Origin of the sequence: Flagellimonas olearia, from assembly GCF_004150225.1 — a bacterium.
GTDB lineage: Bacteria > Bacteroidota > Bacteroidia > Flavobacteriales > Flavobacteriaceae > Flagellimonas > Flagellimonas olearia.
In genome coordinates, this window is the sequence record NZ_ML142907.1 from 344,618 (window position 1) to 368,677 (window position 24,060).

24 protein-coding genes and 1 riboswitch are annotated in these 24,060 nt (G+C 45.2%); of the genes, 14 read left to right on the top strand and 10 right to left on the bottom strand.

What is annotated here, in order from left to right; translation table 11 throughout:
* Positions 1-86: 86 nt before the first annotated feature.
* Positions 87-785 (top strand): SIR2 family NAD-dependent protein deacylase, encoded by a 699-nt coding sequence (locus DN53_RS01625; RefSeq protein ID WP_129652673.1) that lies wholly within the window; start codon positions 87-89, stop codon positions 783-785.
* Here DN53_RS01625 and DN53_RS01630 read toward each other — a convergent pair.
* Entirely contained in the window at positions 748-1,221 is a 474-nt protein-coding gene (locus DN53_RS01630; protein ID WP_129652674.1) for a heme-binding domain-containing protein, read from the bottom strand. The two genes, DN53_RS01625 and DN53_RS01630, sit on opposite strands and share 38 nt — an antisense overlap.
* A gap of 32 nt (positions 1,222-1,253) precedes the next feature.
* Here DN53_RS01630 and DN53_RS01635 point away from each other — a divergent pair, with 32 nt between their 5' ends.
* Both DN53_RS01635 and purB read left to right on the top strand, forming a co-directional pair.
* Positions 1,254-1,826, top strand: a complete 573-nt coding sequence (locus DN53_RS01635) for a hypothetical protein (RefSeq protein ID WP_129652675.1) — start codon at positions 1,254-1,256, stop codon at positions 1,824-1,826.
* A gap of 48 nt (positions 1,827-1,874) precedes the next feature.
* On the top strand, positions 1,875-3,218 hold the full coding sequence (gene purB / locus DN53_RS01640) for an adenylosuccinate lyase (RefSeq protein WP_129652676.1): 1,344 nt from the start codon (positions 1,875-1,877) through the stop codon (positions 3,216-3,218).
* Positions 3,219-3,251: 33 nt separating this feature from the next.
* On the opposite strand, the gene DN53_RS01645 is transcribed toward purB, so the two are convergent.
* The 5 genes from DN53_RS01645 to DN53_RS01665 all read right to left on the bottom strand — a co-directional run bounded on the left by DN53_RS01645 (position 3,252) and on the right by DN53_RS01665 (position 6,323).
* Complete coding sequence (locus DN53_RS01645) at positions 3,252-4,067, bottom strand: mechanosensitive ion channel family protein (protein ID WP_129652677.1); 816 nt, start codon at positions 4,065-4,067, stop codon at positions 3,252-3,254.
* Between the two features lie 137 nt (positions 4,068-4,204).
* Positions 4,205-4,744, bottom strand: coding sequence for a DUF4252 domain-containing protein (locus tag DN53_RS01650; protein ID WP_129652678.1), 540 nt, complete (start codon positions 4,742-4,744; stop codon positions 4,205-4,207).
* Positions 4,745-4,856: 112 nt separating this feature from the next.
* Complete coding sequence (locus DN53_RS01655; RefSeq protein WP_129652679.1) at positions 4,857-5,396, bottom strand: DUF4252 domain-containing protein; 540 nt, start codon at positions 5,394-5,396, stop codon at positions 4,857-4,859.
* 11 nt (positions 5,397-5,407) lie between these two features.
* Positions 5,408-5,827: a hypothetical protein gene (locus tag DN53_RS01660; RefSeq protein ID WP_129652680.1), complete on the bottom strand. Its 420-nt coding sequence runs from the start codon at positions 5,825-5,827 to the stop codon at positions 5,408-5,410.
* Positions 5,814-6,323 carry an RNA polymerase sigma factor gene (locus DN53_RS01665; RefSeq protein ID WP_129652681.1) on the bottom strand — a complete coding sequence of 170 codons (510 nt, stop codon included), beginning with the start codon at positions 6,321-6,323 and terminating at the stop codon, positions 5,814-5,816. The genes DN53_RS01660 and DN53_RS01665 overlap by 14 nt, the downstream gene beginning before the upstream one ends.
* Before the next feature lie 210 nt (positions 6,324-6,533).
* On the opposite strand from DN53_RS01665, the gene DN53_RS01670 reads away from it, so the two are divergent.
* A complete protein-coding gene (locus DN53_RS01670) occupies positions 6,534-8,027 on the top strand; it encodes a S41 family peptidase (RefSeq protein ID WP_129652682.1) in 1,494 nt (497 codons plus the stop codon).
* A 28-nt stretch (positions 8,028-8,055) separates the two neighbouring features.
* Here the strand turns inward: DN53_RS01670 and DN53_RS01675 are convergent, their stop codons facing one another.
* Together DN53_RS01675 and DN53_RS01680 are read right to left on the bottom strand one after the other, a co-directional pair.
* Positions 8,056-8,991 carry an ABC transporter substrate-binding protein gene (locus DN53_RS01675; protein ID WP_129652683.1) on the bottom strand — a complete coding sequence of 312 codons (936 nt, stop codon included), beginning with the start codon at positions 8,989-8,991 and terminating at the stop codon, positions 8,056-8,058.
* A gap of 15 nt (positions 8,992-9,006) precedes the next feature.
* Positions 9,007-10,863, bottom strand: coding sequence for a TonB-dependent receptor plug domain-containing protein (locus tag DN53_RS01680; protein WP_129652684.1), 1,857 nt, complete (start codon positions 10,861-10,863; stop codon positions 9,007-9,009).
* A gap of 69 nt (positions 10,864-10,932) precedes the next feature.
* Positions 10,933-11,153: riboswitch (cobalamin riboswitch) on the bottom strand.
* A 54-nt stretch (positions 11,154-11,207) separates the two neighbouring features.
* Between DN53_RS01680 and DN53_RS01685 the strand changes: the two genes are divergently transcribed.
* The 6 genes from DN53_RS01685 to DN53_RS01710 are packed head-to-tail and all read left to right on the top strand — an operon-like array spanning position 11,208 to position 16,499.
* Positions 11,208-12,368, top strand: a complete 1,161-nt coding sequence (locus tag DN53_RS01685; protein ID WP_129652685.1) for an ABC transporter substrate-binding protein — start codon at positions 11,208-11,210, stop codon at positions 12,366-12,368.
* The gene (locus tag DN53_RS01690) at positions 12,369-13,400 is read left to right on the top strand and encodes a FecCD family ABC transporter permease (RefSeq protein ID WP_129652686.1); all 1,032 of its coding nucleotides are present in this window, start codon (positions 12,369-12,371) and stop codon (positions 13,398-13,400) included.
* Complete coding sequence (locus DN53_RS01695; RefSeq protein ID WP_129652687.1) at positions 13,400-14,179, top strand: ABC transporter ATP-binding protein; 780 nt, start codon at positions 13,400-13,402, stop codon at positions 14,177-14,179. Before DN53_RS01690 ends, DN53_RS01695 begins: the two co-directional genes overlap by 1 nt.
* A gap of 59 nt (positions 14,180-14,238) precedes the next feature.
* Positions 14,239-15,585 (top strand): DNA recombination protein RmuC, encoded by a 1,347-nt coding sequence (locus DN53_RS01700; protein WP_129652688.1) that lies wholly within the window; start codon positions 14,239-14,241, stop codon positions 15,583-15,585.
* 3 nt (positions 15,586-15,588) lie between these two features.
* Complete coding sequence (locus DN53_RS01705) at positions 15,589-15,957, top strand: 6-phosphogluconate dehydrogenase (protein ID WP_129652689.1); 369 nt, start codon at positions 15,589-15,591, stop codon at positions 15,955-15,957.
* Complete coding sequence (locus DN53_RS01710; protein ID WP_129652690.1) at positions 15,954-16,499, top strand: acyl-CoA thioesterase; 546 nt, start codon at positions 15,954-15,956, stop codon at positions 16,497-16,499. Before DN53_RS01705 ends, DN53_RS01710 begins: the two co-directional genes overlap by 4 nt.
* Here the strand turns inward: DN53_RS01710 and pgl are convergent.
* Entirely contained in the window at positions 16,483-17,202 is a 720-nt protein-coding gene (pgl, locus tag DN53_RS01715) for a 6-phosphogluconolactonase (protein ID WP_129652691.1), read from the bottom strand. The genes DN53_RS01710 and pgl overlap by 17 nt on opposite strands.
* An 87-nt stretch (positions 17,203-17,289) precedes the next feature.
* Entirely contained in the window at positions 17,290-18,822 is a 1,533-nt protein-coding gene (zwf, locus tag DN53_RS01720) for a glucose-6-phosphate dehydrogenase (RefSeq protein ID WP_129653332.1), read from the bottom strand.
* Positions 18,823-18,989: 167 nt separating this feature from the next.
* Between zwf and gndA the strand changes: the two genes are divergently transcribed.
* From gndA to DN53_RS01740, 4 genes are all read left to right on the top strand, one after another.
* On the top strand, positions 18,990-20,399 hold the full coding sequence (gene gndA / locus DN53_RS01725) for an NADP-dependent phosphogluconate dehydrogenase (RefSeq protein ID WP_129652692.1): 1,410 nt from the start codon (positions 18,990-18,992) through the stop codon (positions 20,397-20,399).
* Positions 20,400-20,430: 31 nt separating this feature from the next.
* The gene (locus tag DN53_RS01730) at positions 20,431-21,351 is read left to right on the top strand and encodes a mechanosensitive ion channel family protein (RefSeq protein ID WP_129652693.1); all 921 of its coding nucleotides are present in this window, start codon (positions 20,431-20,433) and stop codon (positions 21,349-21,351) included.
* Between the two features lie 51 nt (positions 21,352-21,402).
* Positions 21,403-23,436 carry a S9 family peptidase gene (locus DN53_RS01735; RefSeq protein ID WP_129652694.1) on the top strand — a complete coding sequence of 678 codons (2,034 nt, stop codon included), beginning with the start codon at positions 21,403-21,405 and terminating at the stop codon, positions 23,434-23,436.
* A gap of 83 nt (positions 23,437-23,519) precedes the next feature.
* Positions 23,520-24,008 (top strand): YybH family protein, encoded by a 489-nt coding sequence (locus DN53_RS01740; protein WP_129652695.1) that lies wholly within the window; start codon positions 23,520-23,522, stop codon positions 24,006-24,008.
* Positions 24,009-24,060: the final 52 nt, after the last annotated feature.

The following is a 24,060-nucleotide window of genomic DNA, read 5'->3' on the forward strand; positions in this document are numbered from 1 at the left end:
ATGCCAAGATAGAAAAAAATGAAATTCCTATTTTTGAACCTCCCCTGCTCTGGTAGCCCCAAACTTCCAACTAAGAAAACTAAACAATGGTCAAAAAGAAAATAGTGGTGCTCACTGGCGCGGGAATGAGTGCGGAGAGTGGCCTCAAGACTTTTCGCGATTCCAATGGACTGTGGGAAGGTCACGATGTCATGGAAGTGGCCTCTCCCCAAGGTTTTGCCAAAAATCCTGAATTGGTCCTTGACTTTTACAACCAACGCAGACGACAGCTTTTGGAGGTCAGTCCCAATGCGGGACACCATGCTTTGGTAGACTTGGAAAAACATTTTGAGGTGAGCATTGTGACCCAAAATGTGGACAACCTCCATGAACAGGCCGGCAGCTCCCATGTGGTGCATTTGCACGGCGAGCTGTTCAAAGTGCGTAGTACCCAGGACGAAACCCATGTATTGGAATGGAAAAAGGACCTGGTCTTGGGCGATGTGGATGCCAAAGGGCACCAACTACGCCCCCACATAGTCTGGTTCGGGGAAATGGTTCCCATGATGGAGACTGCAGCCCAAATCACACAATTGGCCGACATCCTGATCATTATAGGGACCTCCATGCAGGTATACCCTGCTGCCAGTTTAGTGAATTATGTGACGGGGCAGACCCCAATCTTTTTTGTGGATCCCAAACCCAATGTACGACCATCGGACTTTAGGAACCTGACCATTATTTCCCAAACTGCTGTGGAAGGGGTTCCTACTCTTGTGAATCACTTATTTGATACAATGACCTGACTCCAATGGCCCAATCCAACAAACTCTTTTTCTGTGCTTCGGTAAGTCTGGCCTCTTTGTGGGTCCATGTATATTCTTTGAGAGGCATTTTGCCTTTTTTAACTTCCTCGACCAATTCTTCCAGCTTATGATCCTTCTTTTTGACCGAATAATTTCCCCAATCCGAAAAATTAAGCTCCTCCTTGCCTTCCTTGACATGGTGGTCCAACCAATACGAAATCGGCGCCACATTATTGTACCAAGGATAGACCGTGTTTCCGCTATGACAATCATAACAGGTAGACTTCAAAATCTGTTTGACCTCTGTACTGGGGTTGGTTTCGGCCTCAAAAACCGCAACATAATCACCATCGGAAAGATTTTTGTTTGGTCTGTAAAATTGCATACCAATCAGGACGACCAACAAGACAATTCCTATTTTTTTTACTATTTTCATTCGTAATGGATTTTAACTAAAAATACACTTTTGTGACCAAACAACAGCTACATATCCAATTGCATTCAGGAAGGCTTTCCAAGGTACACATAGATCAATTGGTGGAACAATTGGTGAAACAACCTTCGTTGACCGAGTCACTCTTTCTTGAAGTTCTCCAAGAGGACAAAATAGGAACTTTCAATGCCAGCTGGACCTTTGATCATTTAATGCGGAAAAGATTGGTCTACCTATTACCCATGATGACCCTTTTCACGAATAGCCTGTCCGAACTGCAGTGCGAATCCTGTATACGCTCCATGGCCCATGTCTGCGAAATGATCACAAAAGCCTATTTTAAGAAAACGGATCCCGTGTTCATCAAGAATATTGCCGATGAGCATCTCGAAAAAATAATGATCTCCTGTTTCGACTGGCTCATTAGTCCCATGAACATGGCCCCAAAGGTGTTTTCCATGACCAGTCTTTACTATTTGGGGTTGAAATTTGATTGGGTGCATCCTGAATTACGCGTTATTTTGGAGGATTCCTACGCCTCGGGTACGATCGGATATCAGAACAGGGCCAAAAAAACACTGGACAAGCTGGCCAAATTAAGCCAATAAACTCTACAAGTTTGAGTATCTTTGCCACTTTCAAAACAGTACGTAAAGATGTCCCTAACGCAACTCAATGCCATATCACCGATCGATGGTCGGTATAGAAACAAAACTGAATCCTTACAAAATTACTTTTCCGAGGAAGCACTCATCAAATACCGTGTCCAGGTAGAGATCGAGTATTTCATCGCCCTTTGTGAAATACCGCTGCCCCAATTGTCCCATTTTGATGGCACCAAGTTTGAGGAGCTTCGGTCCATTTACAGGGATTTTTCGGCTGAAGATGCACAGGCCATCAAAGAGATTGAAAAAACCACCAACCACGATGTAAAGGCAGTTGAGTACTTCATCAAGCAGCGTTTTGATGCCTTGGGATTGGAAGACCATAAAGAATTCATCCATTTTGGGTTGACTTCACAGGACATCAACAACACCGCCATTCCACTTTCCATCAAGGAAGCGATGAACGACAGCTATGTTCCTTCCTATTTTGAGGTTTTTGAAAAATTGAAGGAGTTGGCCAAGGAATGGGAAAATGTGCCCATGTTGGCGCGTACCCACGGACAACCGGCCTCCCCTACCCGTCTGGGCAAGGAAATCGATGTGTTTGTGGAGCGTTTGAAAGAACAGTTCAATTTATTGAACGATATTCCCAGTGCCGCTAAATTTGGAGGGGCCACAGGAAACTACAATGCCCATAAAGTGGCCTATCCCAACATCGATTGGAAAGCCTTCGGCAGCAAGTTTGTACAGGAAAAGTTGGGTCTTTACCACTCCTTCCCCACAACCCAAATTGAGCATTACGACCATATGGCCGCTTTGTTCGATTGCCTTAAACGCATCAATACCATCTTGATCGACCTCAACCGGGACGTTTGGACCTATATTTCCATGGATTATTTCAAACAGAAGATAAAAAAGGGAGAAGTGGGCTCATCGGCCATGCCGCATAAGGTAAATCCCATAGATTTTGAGAATTCCGAAGGAAACTTGGGGCTGGCCAATGCCATTTTTGAGCATCTATCGGCCAAACTTCCCATTTCCCGATTGCAGCGCGATTTAACAGATAGTACCGTATTGCGAAACGTAGGAGTGCCCTTTGCCCATACCTTGGTCGGGTTTCAATCCACGTTGAAGGGGTTGAACAAACTGGTGTTGAACCAAGCAAAATTTGAGCAGGATCTAGAGGACAACTGGGCCGTGGTAGCTGAGGCCATCCAGACCATTTTACGCCGTGAAGGCTATCCCAATCCGTACGAAGCCCTTAAGGGCTTGACCCGAACAAACGAAAAGATTACCCAGAACTCCATTGCGGATTTTATTGAGACTCTGGAGGTTTCGGATGCCATCAAAACAGAATTGAAACAAATAACCCCAGCGAATTACACCGGGGTTTAATTAAACTCGAATTTCTCCGATTTGATACTTTAACTATCTCTCCTTGTGGATTTCCACTTGGTGCGGATACGGAATTTCGATTCCAGCGGCATCCAGGGCCAATTTGCAGTTTTCATAGGTGGCAAAGTACACATCCCAATAGTCCTCAGGCTTACAAAAGGGCCGTACCGCAAAGTTCACGGAGCTATCCGCCAGTTCCAATACGTTTACGGAAGGGGCCGGGTCTTCCAAAACCTTGGGGTTCGTGGTAAGGACTTTTAGCAGCACCTCTTTGGTTTTTTTGATGTCCTCTCCATAGCCCACACCGATTACGGTATCTACCCGCATTTTGCCTTCGGTGGTGTAATTGATGATGTTTCCATTGGCCATGGCCCCATTGGGGATAATGGCCAGCTTGTTCTGAGGGGTCACCAGTTTGGTGGTGAAGATTTCAATGCCCTTTACCACACCCAAAACACCTTGGGCCTCTATAAGGTCGCCAATGCGATACGGTTTAAAGATCATGAGCAATACCCCACCCGCAAAATTGGAAAGGGAACCTTGCAAGGCCAGACCCACGGCCAAACCTGCCGCCGCTATCACCGCAGCGAAGGTGGTAACGTCCACGCCCAATCTTGAAATGACTATAATGATCAAAAATACCTTGAGGCCCCATGACACCAAATCCAATAGAAATCGCTGCAAGGACTCATCGTATTTACTTTTGGACATGACCTTTCTGGCGGTCTTTACAATCTTTTTGATGATCCACGCGCCTATGACGTAAATAAGGATCGCGGTGAGGAGCTTGGGTCCAAACTCCTTGGCCAATTCCAGGCCGTAGTTCATCCATTCTTCTGCTTTTTCCATAGTGTAGTTGATTTGTTAGTGTTCCTATTATGAGACACTAAGTTAAAAAAGAAGGTCACAAAACCCCGAGGATTTGGCAGATATCAATAAAAAAAGGGCAACTATTGTCGCCCCTTGGATTGTGTTGTGCCCGATTGTTATCCTTTCAAAAATTCGCCAATCTCGCCCAGTCCCTCTCCTTTGTAGTCCGATTTTTGGATGGCCTGCATAAGCTGTATGATGTGGGCCGGGTTCATATCCTTGCCTAAAACCCGAACCAGGGCAAAGCCCTTGTCATCACTGTCGCCGTAGATGATCACTTCATCAATGGCATCTTCCTCACCCAAATATTTTACCACGCCCTTGCCGTACTTGGAGTTGATCTTCATGAGTTCCACAAAGTCACCGTTTTTTAGGATCTCCCGCACCTTGTTCCGCTCCACTTCAAATTCCGCGGCATTGCCCGAATTCTTTTTGAACGCCAAAAGGTTGAACTTCCGAAGGGATTCCACCGCCTCCTTTTGGGTCGGGGTCAAATCCACCGCATCCATTTTAAGGATACTTGCCGGGACATCCACAACGATAAAATTGGGATTCTCCGAATTGTGTACGTAGTATTCCTGTAAACTCTGGCGTGAAGAGCAAGAAGCCAAAAGAGCCGCTCCCATTACCAAAATGCCTTTTACTATATTTTTCATCTGTACTTTTTTTGATTGATTTGTTTTTGATAGAATCAGCTGACAGTGATTGGTTGATGAAACTTGCATTTTGTTACACCATGGCCCCATCACTGCCAACCGAATACATTCTCTACTCTTGCTTGCCCGCCTTGTTCAACTCTTCGGGGAGGTTCATTTTTTTGGTCAAGGAATTGATCTTGTTCAAATCAATATCACCGGTCAATGAAAGCAGTACCGTCTCTATCTTTCTGCCATCGGCCTCCACTTCGTTCAGATCGGTGACCAACATCAGCAGTTCGCTTACATGATCATCGTCCCTGCCTTGCTTAATGTAAAACTTCACATTGGCATCCTTGTCCTTCACACGCATAAGCTCTTCCATCTGGGAAGATTTTAGGTAACTGTTCACGGAAGCCCTCATATCGTCCCCTATCTTTTTGTTTTCCGTGGTAAAAACTTTCAAGCTTTTAAGGCTACTGGCAATATCCATAAAATCCCGGGCCTCTGGGTCGTTCACTTCCACATCGATTTTTGCCAATAGGTTGAACATGCTCTTGTTCACCACCACGGAGGTAACCTCATCCAAGTCTTCAAACTTATCGAACAAGGATTGTGAAAATCCCGACAATGGGAGAGCTGCGATCAAAATGATTAAAATATTCCTTCTCATGTTTTTCGTTTTTAATTGTTGTTGTAAATTTTTTGTTTTGCTTCCTCGAACTCTTTTAGGTAGGCCACTTTCTCCGTTCCTCGGCCAAAATTCTCCGCTAAAAGTTCAAAAGCCTTTTTGGTTTCTTGGTATGCGTACTCTGCTTTCTTTCTTTCCTGGTACTCATTACCAAAGTAAATGCCAAAGGTCAAAACTGCGACTGCTGCAACGGAAATCCATTTGTATAGATTACTTCTGGTTTTTAATGGAACCTGCTTGGTAAACCGTTCTTCCTTGGCGTTGGAAAAGTAACTGAACATGGGTTTGTATGGCTCAAGGTGCGCTGGTACGCTTTCTTGTGCAAAATACTCCCGAAGCTGTTCCTCCTCAGCCACCGTTGTGTTGGCTTCAAAGTACTTTTCCAATAATTTTTCTATGTTATCCAATGCCATAGCTGTGTTTTTTTATCAATTCTTCCCGTACTGTCTTTCTTGCTCTGGACAATGCCACCCGTACGGCAGTGGGCTTCATGTCCATCAATTCACATATCTCCTCAAATTCGTATTGTTCCACATCGCGTAATTGCAATACCATTTTTTGTTGTTCGGGCAGTTCCTGCATGATCCGTTCCATCCACTGCACACTGTCCTCGGCTTCCAATTGGCGTTGCAATGAAGTGGTTTCGTCACTATAATTGCTATGCACCAATTTTAGGTTACCGGCCTGCTTGGATTTCAATCGGTCCAAACAAAAGTTCTTGGTCATGGTCATCGCAAAGGCCTCAACATTCTTGTACTCCGTCATGGTCTCATTCTTTGACCATAGTTTCATCAGGATTTCCTGTGTGGCGTCCTCTGCTTCCTCCCGCGATACCAAAAGGCGCTTGGCCAGTCGGTACAGCTTGTCCTTAAAGGGCATCACCACATTTAAAAACTCTGATTGTTTCATTGGTTTGTCTTAGTTGTTTGCAGCCCCTTTATATCGGCCTACATTATCACGACGACACATATCGAAATTTGTTACAAAAAATTTGTATTCTGCTTTTATGTACCTATTTTGTACAGCAAATTTGTAAGAAATTATAAAATTTATCGCCTTACTTACCAACCTCATCACATATTTGGAACAAAAATTGAGGAATCCAATAAAAATTCAGCTATGAAAAAATATCTTCTTCCACTGTTGGGGTTAGTGTTCTTCTTTACCTCATGTAACAATGACGATGACCAAATAAAAAATGGGGAAACTCCAAGTTTGAATCCAGGATCTTCTGCCATAAGCCAGCATTTTATGTGGCAGGCCATGAACCTATGGTATTTTTGGCAAGGGGATGTGCCTGATCTAGCCGATGACAGGTTCTCTTCCAATAATGAATACACTTCGTTTGTGGAAGCTACCCCCAATCCAAGGGACTTTTACTACGATGTCCTTCTTTTTAACGATGACCGTTTTAGCTTTTTGAACGACGATTATACCGAATTGGTCAGCAATCTTTCTGGAGTGTCCAAAAGCAACGGACTGGAGTTCAATCTTAAATATTTTCAGGATGAGTTCAATGTCTTCGGATATGTTATTTACATTGTACCTGATTCCGATGCCTCAACCAAAACCATTCAAAGGGGAGACATCTTTACCCGCGTGGATGGTCAACAGTTGACCGAGGACAACTACATCAGCCTTCTTTATGGAAGCAATGATACCTACACCTTGGGTATGGCCGACATTGTTGGAGGTGAAATTGTGGACAATGACACCGAAGTGACCTTGACCAAGATTGAAAACCAAGTGGAAAACCCCATTTTGGTGGCCGAGACCTTGGATATAAACGGCACCAAAATCGCTTATTTGATGTACAACAGATTCTTGAGCGATTTTAACGAAGAACTCAACGCCGCCTTTGGAAAGTTCAAGACGGATGGGGCCACCGAGCTTGTGCTCGACATGCGCTACAACCCAGGGGGCTCGGTAAACACATCCCGTCTCTTGGCCAGTATGATCTATGGCACCAACACCAGTGAACTCTATATTAGACAACGCTGGAACGATAAGATACAAAGCCAATTAAGCACTGCACAATTAGAAGACTATTTCGCCAGTTCCACCGGAACAAGTGCCATAAACTCACTAAATTTAAGTCAAGTATATGTGTTGGCCACGGAAGACTCCGCCTCTGCCAGTGAATTGGTCATGAACGGTCTGGTCCCTTATATGGATGTTATCCACATTGGAGAAACCACAAGGGGAAAAAATGAATTTTCCATCACCTTGGTGGACGACCCGGAAAATGCATTCATTTATGATGAGGACCGAGAAGGCAACATCAACTCCCAGAATAGTTGGGGCATACAGCCCTTGGTGGGAAGAAATGAAAACGCAGCTGGGTTCTACGACTATACCAGCGGTTTAGCTCCCGATATTGTCCTCCCGGAAGATTTGGCCAACTTAGGTGTCCTTGGAGACCCCAATGAGCCGCTTTTGGCCCGTGCCATAGAGGAAATCACCGGAGTGTCGGCCAAGAAAAGTTTTTCGGTTCAGATACCTGCAAAAGGTTTCATTAGTTCCAGGGTTTTGACCCCAGTTCGAGATAACATGTATCTGGACAAGCCGTTGGACGTAAACCTAACGTTGAGCAAGAACCAATATCTACAATAAAAAAAGCGGCCTAGGCCGCTTTTCTTTTTTACTCTACTGTTTGAAAGTTCAGCTGTCGACATTTACCCCTTAAGTTTTCTGGTATTTCCAGGACCTCAGGATGGAAAATTCCGGCCAGCACTTCTATTCCGTTCACCAAGGTATTGGCCGATGATTGCGTGAACATATCATAGTCGGCAATAAAAACCTTTCCCTCCTTGACTGCCTTGATATCATCCCATCCGGGTCGTTTCATTAACAGATGGATTTCCTCCATGGTTCGGTCAATCCCAAAACCGCAGGGAGCAATTACCAAAACCTCTGGGTCGTATTGTGTGATTTTTGACCAAGAGGTGACCACACTATCCCCAGAGGGGTTGGAAAGCATATCCACACCTCCGGCGTAGGCAATCTGATGAGGAATCCAATGACCACAGTTGAATATAGGCTGTATCCACTCCATGAGCATCACCCGCTTGGGCAGTGCCTTGGCCGTACGCAATTGGTCGGTCACCGAACCAATACGCTTATGAAGCCCTTCCAAATACCTATAGGCCACCTCTTCCCTGTCCAACGCCTTCGCAATGGTAATGGCCGATTCAAAAACATCTTCCAAGGATTCAGGGCTAATGGAAATCAGTTCAGGTTGCTTTTTTAAATTGGCCACGGCAGCCGAGGTGCAAGCGGTATCAATCTGGCAAACATCGCACATGTCCTGGGTGAAAATAATGTCCGGGGCCATTTGCTCCAAAAGCGTTTCATCCACATAATATAACTGCTTCCCTTGATGCTTACTGGCCGAGAAAAGCGAATCGATTTCCTGGCTGGACAAATTCTTGCCCTCAAGGATACAGCGAACCACAGGTTTCTTTTCCCGCAAGGCCTGTTCGGGGCACTCAAAGGTGATTCCCGTCAAATGTCCATCAAGGCCCATATCATAGAGCATTTGGGTAACGGCCGGCAAAAAGGAACAGACTTTCAACATAAGATTGGAAAGGGTTTATAGGTTCAAATTCAATCCAAAGGCCAAATTCCTACCACGAGTGGTGAAGCCAATTACTTCGGTATATTCCTCATTCAATAGGTTATAGCCATTGACAAAAACCTTCAACCTGTTGGGCAACAATTGATGCTCCACATATAGATTCACCAAGGAAAATGCCTCCAAAGGTTCGTCCATATAGGTCATGAAGTTGGTATCAAAACGTTCCCCGGTATAGGCATAGCTCAAGGAAAGATTCGTGGTTTCACAAATTTGGTAGCCCAAGGCAAAATTTACCTTGTGCTTGGGAATACGGATGGCATTGTCCCCCTTTCGTTCCGTAAAGGTGTAATTGGCATTGATGTCCAACACATCTACGGGTTTCCAAGACAGCTCCACTTCCACACCACTGGCATCGATTTCATCAGAAATATTGATGCTGGTGAAGTTCTGGTCGTACCCAATGGCATTTTTCTCATTTCTGTTGAAATACAATGCACTTACACGCAATCCATCATTGACCTTGTACTCCACACCCCCTTCAAGGGTTCTGTTCTCCTCGGGCTCCAAGTCTGGATTGGAACCAAAATCCCCGAACAATTGGGTCAAACTTGGCGTAATGTATGAGGTAGCATACGACCCAAACAGTTTGATGTACCCATTGGCGGATGGAAAAACGTAGGAAGGGTTAAGATTGTACACAAAATGACTACCATACTCGGAGTGGTTGTTCCAGCGGCCGCCAAGGTTCAGGTTCAATCCAAAATCGGAAACATACACCACATTGGCATAGGGGTCAACGATATTGAAGTCCGTATCGTTGGAAAAAGTGGCCTCATCCTTGAGATAGTTCACGCCCAAAATGGTATGCCATTTATCGTGGACCACATATTTGTTGTAAAAATCGAGCACCAAATTCTTTCCGTCCGATAAACTCTCACCATAGGTGCTTTTGGAATCCGTTTCGTAATCCGTATACGCTGCGTTCAGGTGCAACGACCCATTGCCATATGCAAAAGATGAGGCAACTCCTGCCCTCTTTTGGTCCACTCTGGAGCGGTTCGGGGCTTCCATGAAATCGGCATCAAATTCATTGGAATAACGGGTCTGGTTTCCATAAACCGACAATCGAAAGTCCTTGGAAAATTGATATCCCAATTTAACATTGGTACTGAAATGGGAAAAATTATCCTCTTCATTCTCCGGGGTCACCGCTGCGGAAAGCCCTTTGGAACTGCGGTTGGAAAAATCCACCACATAATCGAACTTGTCCAAGGTCCCGTTCAAGGAAACCGCATTGCTGAGATTCCCCAAATTGTAGTTTTGATCATCGGCCGTCTGGTTGGTTCCCACCGTGGTTTGAAAGTTCCCTGCCATTTTCTCTTTGGAGCTTTTCTTGGTGGTGATGTTGATCACAGCCGTAGCGGCATTGGTCCCGTAGAGGGTACTGGCCGCTCCCTTGATGATCTCTATGCTTTCAATATTTGCCGTGGAAAGCAATCGCAAGTCGTATTCTTGACTAAAGGATGATGGGTCGGAAACCCTTACCCCGTCAATAATGACCAAAACCTGTCTTCCACGACCCCCACGGGCAAAAACACCCAAAACATCGCCGTCACGTCCACGGCTTCCCGTAATCTCAATCCCACTCTTGGTATTGATAATCTGGGCCACAGTCTGGCCTTGTTTCCGTTCCAATTCCTCAGCAGTGATCTTGATCACCGTTTTTCCTGAATTCTCTCGTTTCAGTTCAAATTTGGAATCGCTCACCACAACCTCATCCAATTGTTGCACGTGGGCCGAATCTTGTTGTTGGGCACAAAGTCCCTTGCCTGCCAAAAGGGCGGCACATAACCATAAATGATTTTTCTTCATTTCGTTTAAATCAATAAACGGGAGCGTAGTATGGTGTTCATACGCAAACTTTTATCCCGAAAGTTTAACATTGTTTGTTTGAATTTGGCAGGTCTCCTGACTTGCTTTATGCGGTTTGACCTTCCCATCCCGGTCGGACAGTGGTTTAGAAGAAACCGTATCCCTTTTTAAGGGTGCCAAAACAAGTTTGGCATAAACTTACAGTTGCGGGAACAGTTCCGGATTTTCACCGGATTCCCTTTTAATCACACGTCAACAACAACGTGCAAACCAAAATTCATCGCGAAAGTAATCAATCTGTTTAATCTTTTTTTGCAAAAGTTAAATAATCTTACTTTTGGTCCATGGCAGAAAAACAATTATCCAAACTTCTCATCGGAGTCGCTTTCTTGCTCCTTATTTTGGGCTGTGGTAAAAAAAAGAAGGCTCCAGCCATCGACCTAGCAACTACGGAAGAATCCCAAATCCAATACGCTACGGGCTTCACGGTCAATCATAATGGACAGTTCACGGAAATTGAGGTTACAGCGGCTTGGCCCGGTTCCGAAAAAAGCTTCAAATATGCCTTGGTGCCCCGGGAGAAGTTGGCCGTCATTACCCTACCCAGGGACGCCTATGATGCCATTGTGGCCACCCCAGTGGAACGCTTGGTGATTACCTCTACCACACATATCCCATCCTTGGAAGCCTTGGGAGTACTGGAATCCGTGGTAGGATTTCCCAATACCGATTTGATTTCATCCCCGGCCACCAGAAAAAGAATTGACCAAGGCCTGATCAGAGAGTTGGGTACCAATGAGAACATCAATACCGAGGTGGTGCTGGAACTCAACCCTGAACTGGTCATGGGATTTGGCATCAACGACACCAACAAGGCTTATGACATCATCAAACGCGCTGGAATTCCTGTGGTCTATAATGGGGATTGGGTGGAACAGACCCCATTGGGAAAAGCGGAATGGATCAAATTCTTTGCCCCTTTCTTTCAGAAAGAAATGGAGGCCGATAGCATTTTTAACGATATTGAAAAGTCTTATCAAGAGGCCAAAATACTGGCCAAAAATGCCAAAGAACGTCCTACCGTACTTACTGGGGGACTCTACAAGGATGTATGGTATGTTTCTGGAGGAAAAAGTTGGATGGCGCAGTTTTTAAAGGACGCCAATACCGATTATATCTGGGCCGATACGAAAGAGACCGGAGGAATTGGTCTAAGTTTGGAGGCCGTCCTGGAAAAAGCACAACAAGCAGATTATTGGTTGAATCCGTCCCTTCACGGGACCTATGACGAATTGGAACAGGCCAACATCCATTACCTCCAATTTTCGGCATTTTCCAATAAGAACGTATATTCCAATGCCATCAGAAAGGGAGCCACGGGTGGATTGATTTTTTATGAATTGGCACCCCAACGCCCCGATTTGGTGTTGAAAGACCTTATTTCCATCTTGCATCCGGGACTCTTGACCGATTATGAACCTCATTTTTATAGGCCTTTGCAATAGATGTCGCACCCAAGATCATATCGCCTTTCCTTTGTGTTGATTTCGGTCGCGCTCTGCCTTGCATTGGTATTGAATATCAGTTCGGGTTCCGTTTCCATTCCCTTTTCGGCAACCCTCTCTGGGCTTTTGGGCAAACCCTTGGAAGTGCCCTCATGGGAATACATCCTTTGGGACTATCGCGTTCCCAAGGCATTTACCGCACTTTTGGTAGGTGGTGGGCTTTCCCTGAGTGGACTTTTGATGCAGACCCTCTTTCGGAATCCCCTGGCAGGACCCTTTGTCTTGGGCATTAGCTCCGGCGCCAGTTTGGGGGCCGCACTGCTTTTGATGGGCACCTCCTTCATTTCAAGCTTTGCTTCCCTATCCTTTGTGGGCGATGTGTCCCTGACCATTGCTGCCAGTCTGGGCAGTTTTTTGGTGCTGGCCGTAGTGCTAACCGTTGCGCAACGCATACGCGACACCATGGCCTTATTGGTCATTGGATTGATGTTTGGCAGTATCACCTCGGCATTGGTCAGCGTGCTGGCTTATTTTACCAGCGCGGAAAGTTTACAACGCTTTATCTTTTGGTCCTTTGGTAGTGTGGGGAATTTGAGTTCCCAACAATTATCGCTTTTGGCGGGGATCGTGTTCTTGGGCGTTTTGCTCTGTATTCTCTCCATCAAAGCCCTAAATGCCTTCTTATTGGGAGAGCATTATGCCCAAAGTCTTGGAGTTTCCCTTAAAAAATCGAAGTGGACCATCATCATCGCAGCGGGATTGTTGGCCGGTGGCATAACCGCCTTTGCCGGCCCCATTGTCTTCATCGGTTTGGCGGTACCACACCTTACGCGACAGATATTCGACACCATGGAACACCGTATTTTGGTGCCTGCCGTATTCCTGTATGGGGCCATTCTCATGCTGCTCTGTGACACCTTGGCGCAATTGCCCAACTCAGTGAACGTATTGCCCATCAATGCCATTACCTCATTGGTAGGGGCTCCTGTTGTAATATGGTTGCTGGTACGAAAACGCAAAATGATATTCTGATGGACCCAGTTGAAGAACATATCCTTTCTACCAAAGAACTTGCCATTGGGTATGGTGCAAAAGTTGTGGCAAAACACATCAATTTCTCTTTGGAAGCGGGAACCTTGTGCAGTATTGTTGGGGCTAACGGAATCGGGAAATCCACCTTGCTCCGAACCTTGGGCAGCTTCCAACCCAAACTAGGGGGCCGCATTTACCTGAAGGGTAAAGCATTGGAGGACCATTCCCCATTCGAAATGGCACAAAAACTCAGTGTGGTCCTCACCGAACCCCCTGCATCCAAAAATCTTACTGTCCAAGAACTCATTGCTTTGGGAAGACAACCCTATACCAATTGGTTGGGAAGCCTTACCATATTGGACAAAGAACACATCAACCAAAGTATAAACGCCTTTTTGCTCAACGATTTGCGAAATGCCAAATGCCATGAATTGAGCGACGGCCAGTTGCAACGGGTTCTTATTGCCCGGGCCATGGCCCAGGACACCCCTTTGATTCTTTTGGATGAACCCACCACCCATTTGGACCTCTATCACAAGGTTCAAATCTTGAAATTGTTGCAACAATTGGCCCATGAAAGCAAGAAAACCATCGTCTTTACCACCCATGAGATTGACTTGGCCATCCAGCTATGCGATAAGACCTTGATTTTGGACAGCGTAAACAACCCGTTCGGGGCACCATGCGAACTGATTGAGCAACATCATTTTGAACGCCTGTTTCCTTCGGAAATGATTCAGTTTGATGCCAAAACGGGCACGTTCAAGGTGAATAAGTAAGTTATTTTCCATTTCGGCATCCATCGGAATCCGTTATCTTTATCCGAAGAAATCTTTTCATGAGTACAGAACTGATCTATCTATTCATAGGAATCATTGCCTTGGCATTAGGGCTGTTTGGTGGCATGTACATCCAAAAACTAAAGACCAAGTCCACCGAAAGTGTTTGGGCAGAACGGGAGCAACAACTCCATGCCTCCATCAAATCCCTCAATGATAAATTGTTGTTGGGTGATGAGGAACGGAAACAGTTACAATCCGAAAAAGAACAGCAAAGCAACCAGTTGGTGCGTTATCAAGCTGATTTGGAAAACCTTCAACTCAAAAACAGGGAACAAAAGGAAGAGGTTGAAAAACTACAGGAAAAGTTCACCAAAGAGTTTGAGGTACTAGCCAACAAAATTCTGGAAGAAAAGAGTGAAAAGTTCACCAAGAGCAATAAAGAGAACATTGAGAACATCCTCACCCCTCTCAACAAAAAGATAAAGGAGTTTGAGGAAAAGGTGGAAAATTCGCAAAAGGAGAACATCAGTATCCACTCGGCCTTGAAGGAGCAGTTGCACCACCTCCAGAACCAAAACCTTAGGATAACCCAAGAGGCGGAAAACCTGACCAAAGCATTGAAAGGCGATAGCAAAATGCAGGGAAACTGGGGAGAATTGGTGTTGGAGCGGGTCTTGGAAAAGTCTGGTTTGGAGAAAGATAGGGAATATAGTGTTCAGCAAAGCTTTACCCGTGAAGATGGCAGTAGGGTCTTGCCCGATGTCATTATTCATTTACCGGATGGCAAAAAAATGATTGTGGACTCCAAGGTCTCATTGACCGATTACGAGCGGTATACCAATGCCGAGGAAGATGACCGACCCAAATTCCTGAAAGATCATATCAACTCACTGCGAAAGCATGTGGAGCAGTTGTCCGCCAAAAAGTATGAGGACCTCTATGAAATGGAAAGCCCGGATTTTGTGCTGATGTTCGTACCCATTGAGCCTGCCTTTGCCGTGGCCATAAACGAGGACGTTTCACTCTACAACAAGGCCTTTGAACAGAACATTGTCATTGTGACCCCATCTACCTTGCTTGCCACGCTTCGTACCATTGATACGATGTGGAGCAACGAAAAGCAACAAAAAAACGCCATGGAAATTGCCCGACAGGCAGGAGCCCTGTATGATAAGTTTGTAGGTTTTATGCAGGATCTGACCCAAGTGGGCAAAAAAATGGATGATGCCAAAGGGGAATACAAAAATGCCATGAACAAGTTGTTCGACGGTCGAGGTAACATAGTAATCAGTATCGAAAAATTACGAACCATGGGGGCCAAAGCCAAAAAGTCCTTGCCCGAGCCTATTTTAAAGCGTGCCCTCGAGGATGATTTTGAAGAAGACCCTAAACTAGAACTATAAGTCGTGAGAAAGTTTTTATTTATCGCCATTTCTGCCATAGTGTTGGGAATCGCAGCCTATTTTGCCTTTATCTACTACGTGCCCTTCAGTGAGGGCTATCGCTCCGGGGAGCTCATCAAGTTCAGTCGTAGGGGTGTGATCGCAAAGACTTGGGAAGGGCAAATCAGTCAAGGGCTTTCGGGCACCAATGTGTTTTCCTTTTCCGTGGAGGACAACCAAACGGAAATCATCGAAAAGATGAAGGAATATCAAGGCCAGTACATCAAAGTGACCTATAAGGAACGCTACGCCACCTTCTTTTGGCTGGGTGATACCAAATATTTTATCACCGAAGTGGAAACCGAGAAGTCACCGCTATTCAGAAATCAATGAAAAAATTCAAGTCGTCCAAAGAAAGTAGGGTCTCCATTACCGAACTGATGCTCCCCTCCCATTCCAATTTTGGGGGCAAGGTGCACGGTGGGCACATTCTTAACCTTATGGACCAAATAGCTTTTGCCTGTGCCTCCAAACATTCGCAAAGCTACTGCGTGACCGCCTCCGTGAACCGGGTGGATTTTTTAAATCCCATTGAAGTGGGTGAATTGGTCACGCTCAAGGCCTCCATCAACTATACCGGAAAGACTTCCATGGTGGTCGGGGTCCGGGTAGAATCCGAAAATGTGACCACAGGGGAGGTAAAACACTGCAACTCTTCCTATTTTACCATGGTATCCAAAGGAAAGGATGGGAAAAACAAAGCGGTTCCGGGATTGATTTTAAAAAGCAAACAGGACATCCGTCGATTTGCCCGAAGCAAGGAACGGAAGCAATCCGCCTATAATCGCGACAGCAAATACGAATCCAACAACTTTAAGGTAAACGAGTTTTTGGAGTTTCTGGAAGGGGAAAACGTGACTATGGATTTGGACTAAGCCCTGCGGCGGCATCCTCATCCAAAAACCAAACCAGATTTCCCGATGTTGGGTCGACCAGGGTTGCCGGATATACTTTGGCACCTTCGGTTTTCTCTACAACCGCCTTTACTTTTTCCGCTTTGGAAGCCCCGGTGACCAAAAAAGCTACTTCTTTGGCCGTATTGATGACCTTCCCATTGATGGAAACCCTTTTTTGACCTGAATCGGGATGGGTGGCCACCACACAATGGTCTTCAGCATTCCAAAGTTCAATCTCATGGGGGAAAATGGAAGCCGTATGTCCATCATCACCCATACCCAAGATCACCAAATCAAATTGTGGGACTTCCTCTACCCTATCCAAATTGATTTCCAATAGGTTGGCATAGCGCATGGCTTCACTACTGGGGTCATTTTCTCCCAATACACGATGGATATTGGCTTCTGGCACCTCAATTTTTGAAAATAGATGCTCCACGGTCATTTTGTAGTTGCTGTCGTCATCAGTTGGAGGAACGCAGCGTTCATCGCCCCAATAAAAATGAATCTTGTTCCAATCGATTTCATCTGAAAACTTTTGGGCCAATACATCAAATACGATTTTGGGTGTGCTGCCCCCGGAAAGCGCCACATGGAACTCCCCCGAATTGGCCTTCTCCTTAAAATAGGTTGAAAACTGTTCCGCTACTTCTTGTTTATCCTTGTATATTTTTAATTCCATCAACCTCTAATTTCATTTGTTCTTGACTAAACTAGTTCTCGACTGCACTCGAACTGACAATTATTTATTGCTTATTGTTCATTGTTATTAGCAAATCACACAATATCCGGGATCATCGGCGAGATTTTCCCCTGGGTTCCTCCAAAATCCAGATCCATTCATCAGATTATCGGCATTTTCAGGACCCCATACCCCAGCAGCATATCCGTACATACGAACATCCTTGCCATTCTTCCAATAGTCCAAAATGGGATCTACAAACTCCCAAGCGGCTTCCACCTCATCAGCACGGGCATATAGCGTAGCGTCTCCCTGCATGGCATCCAACAAAAGTCGTTCATAAGCCTCCATGACATAGGTTTGCGCCAGACTGGAGTAGTAGAAATCCAAATTGGCACGCTCTACCTTGAATCCCTGCCCTGGGACCTTAACCCCAAATTTGATCAAAATACCTTCATCCGGCTGTATTCTAATAATCAGTTTATTATCCTTGCTGTCCATACCCGAGTCCTTAAAAATCTGGTGGTGCGGTGCCTTAAAATGAATCACGACTTCGGTGACCTTGGTAGGCATCCGCTTTGCGGTACGAACATAAAACGGCACCCCGTGCCAACGCCAGTTGTCCGCATAAAACTTAATGGCAGCATAGGTTTCAGTAGTGGAATTGGGATCTACCCCTTCCTCTTCCCGATATCCGTTCATCTTTTGCCCATTGATTTCAGAGGCTACATATTGGGCACGGATCGTATTATCGAACAAGGTCTGCTCGTCCTTCATAATACGAAGCGATTTCAGGGCTTTTACCTTTTCATTACGGATTTCCTCAGGCTGATTGCCTATGGGCGGTTCCATCACCACCAAGGATACAATCTGAAGCAAATGGTTCTGGAACATATCCCGAAGTGCCCCTGATTTGTCGTAATACCCCCCTCTTTTCTCCACACCAACGCTTTCGGCATTGGTAATTTCCACATGGTCGATATAATTCCGGTTCCACAACGGCTCAAAAATGCTATTGGAAAAACGGGTCACCAATAGGTTCTGTACGGTTTCCTTTCCCAGATAATGGTCTATCCGGTATATCTGGGGTTCCGTAAAATATTTGTGAAGCCCTTTGTTGAGTTGTCTTGCCGTTTCCAGGCTATATCCAAAAGGCTTTTCCACGATCAAACGCTTCCAACCGTTGTTTTGGGTGTTCATGCCTGCTTCGGATAAATTTTGGGCGATGGTCTCGTATAATGTCGGCGGAGTGGAAAGATAATACATGATATTCCCAGAGGTATCATAATCGGCCTTCAGGCTTTCAACACGCTTGCGGAGCGGCGCATAATCCGTATCGTAATCCTTTCCTAAATCCATATAAAAAAGCTTATCGGCAAAACCTTTTACCTCACCCACATCCAGTTTTTGGATTTTCTCTTTCAAATAGGGGCTTTTATACACCACCCTATCCCGGAATGCCTCATCCGTCAGGTCACTTCTACTGGCTCCCAATACCACAAAATTGGGCGGGAGCTGCTTGGCCAAATAGAGATTGAAGAGGCCTGGAATCAATTTTCTTGCGGTCAAATCGCCAGATGCCCCAAAAATCACGAGCATTTGGTTTTCGGTCTTTTTCATACGATAGTTGATATTGGCTGAGTAATTTCTTCGGATGATCGCATACGTCATCCAATGAAGTCCTTTTATATTTGAGCATAACGAATATAAGGTTTATTTTAGGTTCTGATTTCAACAAATAGCTTACTTTAAATTGTCTTAACATAAGAAGCTGAAAACGAAGCACAATGACAGATACGTATGATTTTGGCCTAGTAGGTCTGGGAGTAATGGGACGCAATTTTATCTTGAATGTGGCCGATAATGGCTTTACCGCCTTCGGAAACGATTTGGATACCGAAAAAGTGAATGCACTAATCCAGGAAGGTGGCGATACCTCAAAAGTAAACGCCACTACTGAGGTAAAAACCTTTGTGCAAGCTCTTACCGCCCCAAGGAAAATCATGCTCTTGGTCCCTGCCGGAAAGGTAGTGGACATAGTCATTGAGAGTTTATTGCCCCATTTGGACCAAGGCGATATCATTATTGATGGTGGAAATTCATTTTTTACGGATACGGACCGACGCGAAGCCTATTTGAAGGAAAAAGGCATCAATTTTTTTGGAGCCGGGGTTTCCGGTGGTGCCAAGGGAGCCAGAAAGGGTCCCAGCATCATGCCCGGGGGTTCCCGGGAGGCCTATCAGCATGTGAAACCCATTTTTGAAGCGGTTTCTGCCAAGTATAAAGGTGAGCCCTGCGTGGCGTATTTAGGGCCTAAATCGGCCGGAAACTATGTGAAAATGGTGCACAATGGCATTGAATATGGGTTGATGCAGCTTACTTCGGAGATTTACGACTTGCTCAAAAAAGCGGGTGGACTTTCCAATGAAGAACTCCACAAAACCTATTCGGAATGGAACCAAGGGCGATTACAATCGTTTTTGGTGGAAATCACTTCGGAAATATTTACACAAAAAGACGAGCTCACCAGTAGCGACCTCGTTGATATGATTTTGGACAAGGCCAAGCAAAAGGGAACCGGAAAATGGACTTCCCAAAATGCCATGGACTTGGGCATTCCCATCCCTACCATTGATGTGGCGGTGAGCATGCGGGAAATCTCGGCCCTCAAAGACGAAAGAGTCAAAGCGGATGCACTGTACAACCGCCCAACACCTAAAGGTGTTGACAAAAATGACTTTACCTCCAAAGCTGAACAAGCGTTGTATTTTGCCTTTATCATAACCTATGCCCAAGGTATGCACCAATTGGCAGATGCCTCCAAAGAATATGGTTACGAACTGGAACTGGGGGAAATTGCCAAAATATGGCGTGCCGGTTGCATTATCAGAGCAGCTCTTTTGGCTGATATTACTGATGCCTATCGTGAAGATAAGGACTTGCAAAACCTATTGCTCTCCCCTTCTTTTGTGAAAAAAGTGCAGGGGACGGTTGATGCAGCCCGTGAACTGGTGGCCTATGGTGCGGCCAATGGCATTCCCTTGCCCGGATTGTCCAATGCCCTTACCTACTTTGATGCCTATACCAGCAGTCGTTTACCACTGAACCTCATTCAGGCGCAGCGCGATTATTTTGGTTCCCATACCTATGAACGGGTAGACCGAGAAGGAATTTTCCATACGGAATGGGAGGAATAGCTCCCATCACGTATGATATCTAAATAAACTTATGGACCTCATATCAAACATTCAACAATGGCTTGCCGACCATCCGGTGTCAACGGCCATTATCAAGTATTTGGTTTGGGTCGTTTTGGTTTTTCTGCTTATCAAATGGGTGCGGCAATTGGTCAAGAAAAACCTTCCTGACAATTCATTGAAATACAAAGCCCAAAAGGCCATTGAGGTCATCGGGTATTTTCTGATCATCCTCATCACTATCTCTTACTTTACAGGGAACATCAATGATTTTGGTCTTGCCATTGGATTGCTTACGGCCGGTATTACCATTACCCTGCAAGAATTGATCCTGAGCATTGCCGGTTCCTTCTATATCTTTTTTGTACGGGTCTATAAACCTGGGGACAGAATCGAATTGAACGGCATTAAAGGAGATGTCATTGATATAGACAGCATTTACACTACCATGATGGAGATTGGGGAATGGGTGTCCAGCGATAATTATAGTGGCCGCATTGTCAAAATCAGCAATGCCTTTGTATTCAAGGGTCCCGTGTATAATTACTCCCTTGATTTCCCCTTTGTTTGGGATGAGTTTGACCTTCCCATCCGATATGGTTCGGATATGGAATTGGCCAAACAAATTGTAATTTCCGTAGCGCAGGAAAAATTGTCGGAATATGTGAAAGATTCCATTGCAGGCTGGAAAGATGTCGTTAACAAATACTACATTGAAGACGCCCAAGTTGACCCTACCCTTGCCATCACCATAACCGATAATTGGATTCAGTTCAATTTGCGGTACATTGTGGACTATAAAAAACGGCGGATGACCAAACACCTTCTCAATGAAGAGATTGGCAGAAGGATTTTAGCGACTGACGGTAAAGTGACCTTGGCATCCTCAACATTTGAAATCGTGAGAATCCCAACGTTGGAAGTCAATCAGGATAAAAGTATCGAAAAATAAAGTCAAGTTTTTCCCAGTCGTTCAAAATAGTAATCAACTAATCGCAATACCATGAAAAAACTGCTCAGCACTTTCATTCTCTTGGTCGCTTTTATCCCTTTGGGATATACCCAAGTACAGTCCAATTTGGAACTCTTGGACATCTTCAACATGGAGTACGTTTCGGACCCGCAGATTTCCCCTGATGGCTCCAAAGTCATCTACGTACGGAATTTTAAGGACGTCATGACCGACAGAAACCTATCCAATCTTTGGATCGTGAATTTTGACGGTTCCAACAATCGCCCATTGACCACGGGAAACCACAATGATTTTGCACCCAAATGGTCCCATGACGGCACAAAAATTACTTTCAAATCCAACATGGCCGATGAAAAGATGAAGCTCTACCTCATGTGGTTGGATACCAAGGAAACCTTGGCCTTGACCAACACACAACAAGCTCCGGGGCAGGTTTCTTGGTCGCACAACGACCAGTATGTGGCCTTCAACATGTTTGTGCCCAAGGAAAATAAATCCATCATCAAGATGCCGGCCAAACCGGAAGGCGCCAAATGGAACGACCCACCCAAATACATAGACCAAATGAATTATCGTGGGGATGGCCAAGGATATATAAAAGGCGGAAACATGCAATTGTTCACCCTTCCCATTTCCGGGGGAACCCCTAAGCAGCTCACCTTTACCGATTTTGACCACGGAGGTCCTATTTGGTCTAAAAATGACAGTCACCTTTATTTTAGCGCCAATTTCCACAAGGATGAAGAGTTTGAGGCCTTGGATAGCGAAATTTACCAAATCAGCGTAGGTACTGGTGAAACCAAAGCCCTCACCGACCGTAATGGTCCAGATGGTAATCCCGTGCTTTCCCCTGACGGTTCCAAAATTGCCTATTTGGGTTTTGATGACCGTCTTCAAGGCTATCAACTGACCCGTCTCTATGTGATGAATGCGGATGGAAGCAATGCCCAATTAATTTCCGGGAACTTTGACAGGGATGTGGAAGATATGGCTTGGAACAGCAAAGGGGATGGGCTCTATGTTGCCTATACTGATAAGGGATTGGGGAAACTGGCCTCCATTACCCTATCCGGAAAGGTGACCGATATGGTGGAAGGTCTCGGTGGATTGTCTTTGGGCAGACCTTACAATGCAGCCAGTTTTTCGGGTTCTTCCAACAACAAATTTGCCTACACCTTGGGTAAAACAGACCATCCTTCAGATTTGGCGGTTGTGGATGCCAAAGGGAACAGTAAACGTTTGACCGCGCTCAATGATGACCTCTTTTCGTTCAAAAATTTGGGCAAGGTAGAAGAATTATGGTGGGAGTCTTCCTATGACCAACGCAAAATACAGGGCTGGGTGGTTACCCCTCCCAATTTTGACCCTTCCAAAAAATACCCAATGATCTTGGAAATCCATGGAGGTCCCTTTACCAGCTACGGTTTTGTGTATTCTGCGGAAATTCAAGCCTATGCGGCGGCTGGTTATGTGGTGCTCTATACCAACCCTAGGGGTAGCACCAGCTACGGGGAGGAATTTGGCAACCTGATCCATCATGACTATCCCAACCATGATTATGACGACCTTATGTCTGGCGTGGATGCCTTGTTGGCCAAGGGCTTTGTGGACCAAGACAACCTTTTTGTCACTGGAGGTAGTGGCGGTGGGGTGCTCACAGCTTGGATCGTGGGTAAAACAGACCGTTTTAAGGCGGCCGTAGTGGCCAAACCGGTTATCAATTGGTACAGTTTTGTCCTTTATGCCGATGGCGTACAGTTCTTCTCCAAATATTGGTTCGGAAAAAAACCGTGGGAGGACCCTGAAAATTATATGCGGCGTTCGCCCCTCACCTATGTGGGCAATGTAACCACACCAACCATGTTGATGACGGGTGAAGAAGATTACCGAACCCCGATAGCGGAATCCGAGCAGTTTTATGCCGCCTTGAAATTACAGAATGTGGAAACTGCCATGGTTCGAATTCCTGGAGCTTCGCATGGCATTGCCAATAAGCCGAGCAACTTAATCGCCAAAATAGCCAGTGTATTGGCTTGGTTTGAGAAGTATAAGGACAAGGACTAAAAAGCTAACGAGAATCCGTTTTTTTAGAATATTAATAATCAGTATATTAAGGTTCAATTAAACACCAACCTTAAATTAGTATTATGAAAAAAACTGTTTTTCTGCTGACGTTTCTTGTGTTCGCCTGTAATTCAACCCCAAAGGAAAAGGATGTCACAGAAGAAGAGCCTATCAATGTCATTGATATAGAAGCTGAAAAAGAGGCCATCAATCAACTGCGGGCATCGTTTCAACAAGCCATCAAGGAAAAACGCTATTCAGAACTGGGTCAGTATGCCACAGCAGACATGAAAGGTGTTTCGCCAGGCAGCACTGATTGGCTGGAATACAGAAAGCAACGGGAAGCGCGTTTGGGTAAATTCAGTTATGACAGTATCATCATGTCACCCGAAGAAACCGTAGTGGTCAGTGATTCTGTTGCCTATGATTATGGGGTGAGCAAAGTGTACTACACCAATGACAAGGGTGAATCTATAGAGCTAGAGGATACTTTTTTGGTAATTCTTAAAAAAGATAAGTCAGATAACCGATGGAAAATACACAGAGAGGTAGCTTCTGCCATTGTTGAGTAAAATTGGTCTCAATGTCTTTTTCAACATTTAGAAAGCCCATGCTACAAATGTA

What these genes read in the sequence shown, in the direction of transcription:
- DN53_RS01625 (WP_129652673.1), top strand. Translation starts at nt 87, where the DNA reads ATGGTCAAAAAGAAAATAGTGGTGCTCACTGGCGCGGGAATGAGTGCG.
- DN53_RS01630 (WP_129652674.1), bottom strand. Translation starts at nt 1,221, where the DNA reads ATGAAAATAGTAAAAAAAATAGGAATTGTCTTGTTGGTCGTCCTGATT.
- purB (WP_129652676.1), top strand. Translation starts at nt 1,875, where the DNA reads ATGTCCCTAACGCAACTCAATGCCATATCACCGATCGATGGTCGGTAT.
- DN53_RS01645 (WP_129652677.1), bottom strand. Translation starts at nt 4,067, where the DNA reads ATGGAAAAAGCAGAAGAATGGATGAACTACGGCCTGGAATTGGCCAAG.
- DN53_RS01650 (WP_129652678.1), bottom strand. Translation starts at nt 4,744, where the DNA reads ATGAAAAATATAGTAAAAGGCATTTTGGTAATGGGAGCGGCTCTTTTG.
- DN53_RS01655 (WP_129652679.1), bottom strand. Translation starts at nt 5,396, where the DNA reads ATGAGAAGGAATATTTTAATCATTTTGATCGCAGCTCTCCCATTGTCG.
- DN53_RS01660 (WP_129652680.1), bottom strand. Translation starts at nt 5,827, where the DNA reads ATGGCATTGGATAACATAGAAAAATTATTGGAAAAGTACTTTGAAGCC.
- DN53_RS01665 (WP_129652681.1), bottom strand. Translation starts at nt 6,323, where the DNA reads ATGAAACAATCAGAGTTTTTAAATGTGGTGATGCCCTTTAAGGACAAG.
- DN53_RS01670 (WP_129652682.1), top strand. Translation starts at nt 6,534, where the DNA reads ATGAAAAAATATCTTCTTCCACTGTTGGGGTTAGTGTTCTTCTTTACC.
- DN53_RS01675 (WP_129652683.1), bottom strand. Translation starts at nt 8,991, where the DNA reads ATGTTGAAAGTCTGTTCCTTTTTGCCGGCCGTTACCCAAATGCTCTAT.
- DN53_RS01680 (WP_129652684.1), bottom strand. Translation starts at nt 10,863, where the DNA reads ATGAAGAAAAATCATTTATGGTTATGTGCCGCCCTTTTGGCAGGCAAG.
- DN53_RS01685 (WP_129652685.1), top strand. Translation starts at nt 11,208, where the DNA reads ATGGCAGAAAAACAATTATCCAAACTTCTCATCGGAGTCGCTTTCTTG.
- DN53_RS01690 (WP_129652686.1), top strand. Translation starts at nt 12,369, where the DNA reads ATGTCGCACCCAAGATCATATCGCCTTTCCTTTGTGTTGATTTCGGTC.
- DN53_RS01695 (WP_129652687.1), top strand. Translation starts at nt 13,400, where the DNA reads ATGGACCCAGTTGAAGAACATATCCTTTCTACCAAAGAACTTGCCATT.
- DN53_RS01700 (WP_129652688.1), top strand. Translation starts at nt 14,239, where the DNA reads ATGAGTACAGAACTGATCTATCTATTCATAGGAATCATTGCCTTGGCA.
- DN53_RS01710 (WP_129652690.1), top strand. Translation starts at nt 15,954, where the DNA reads ATGAAAAAATTCAAGTCGTCCAAAGAAAGTAGGGTCTCCATTACCGAA.
- pgl (WP_129652691.1), bottom strand. Translation starts at nt 17,202, where the DNA reads ATGGAATTAAAAATATACAAGGATAAACAAGAAGTAGCGGAACAGTTT.
- zwf (WP_129653332.1), bottom strand. Translation starts at nt 18,822, where the DNA reads ATGAAAAAGACCGAAAACCAAATGCTCGTGATTTTTGGGGCATCTGGC.
- gndA (WP_129652692.1), top strand. Translation starts at nt 18,990, where the DNA reads ATGACAGATACGTATGATTTTGGCCTAGTAGGTCTGGGAGTAATGGGA.
- DN53_RS01730 (WP_129652693.1), top strand. Translation starts at nt 20,431, where the DNA reads ATGGACCTCATATCAAACATTCAACAATGGCTTGCCGACCATCCGGTG.
- DN53_RS01735 (WP_129652694.1), top strand. Translation starts at nt 21,403, where the DNA reads ATGAAAAAACTGCTCAGCACTTTCATTCTCTTGGTCGCTTTTATCCCT.
- DN53_RS01740 (WP_129652695.1), top strand. Translation starts at nt 23,520, where the DNA reads ATGAAAAAAACTGTTTTTCTGCTGACGTTTCTTGTGTTCGCCTGTAAT.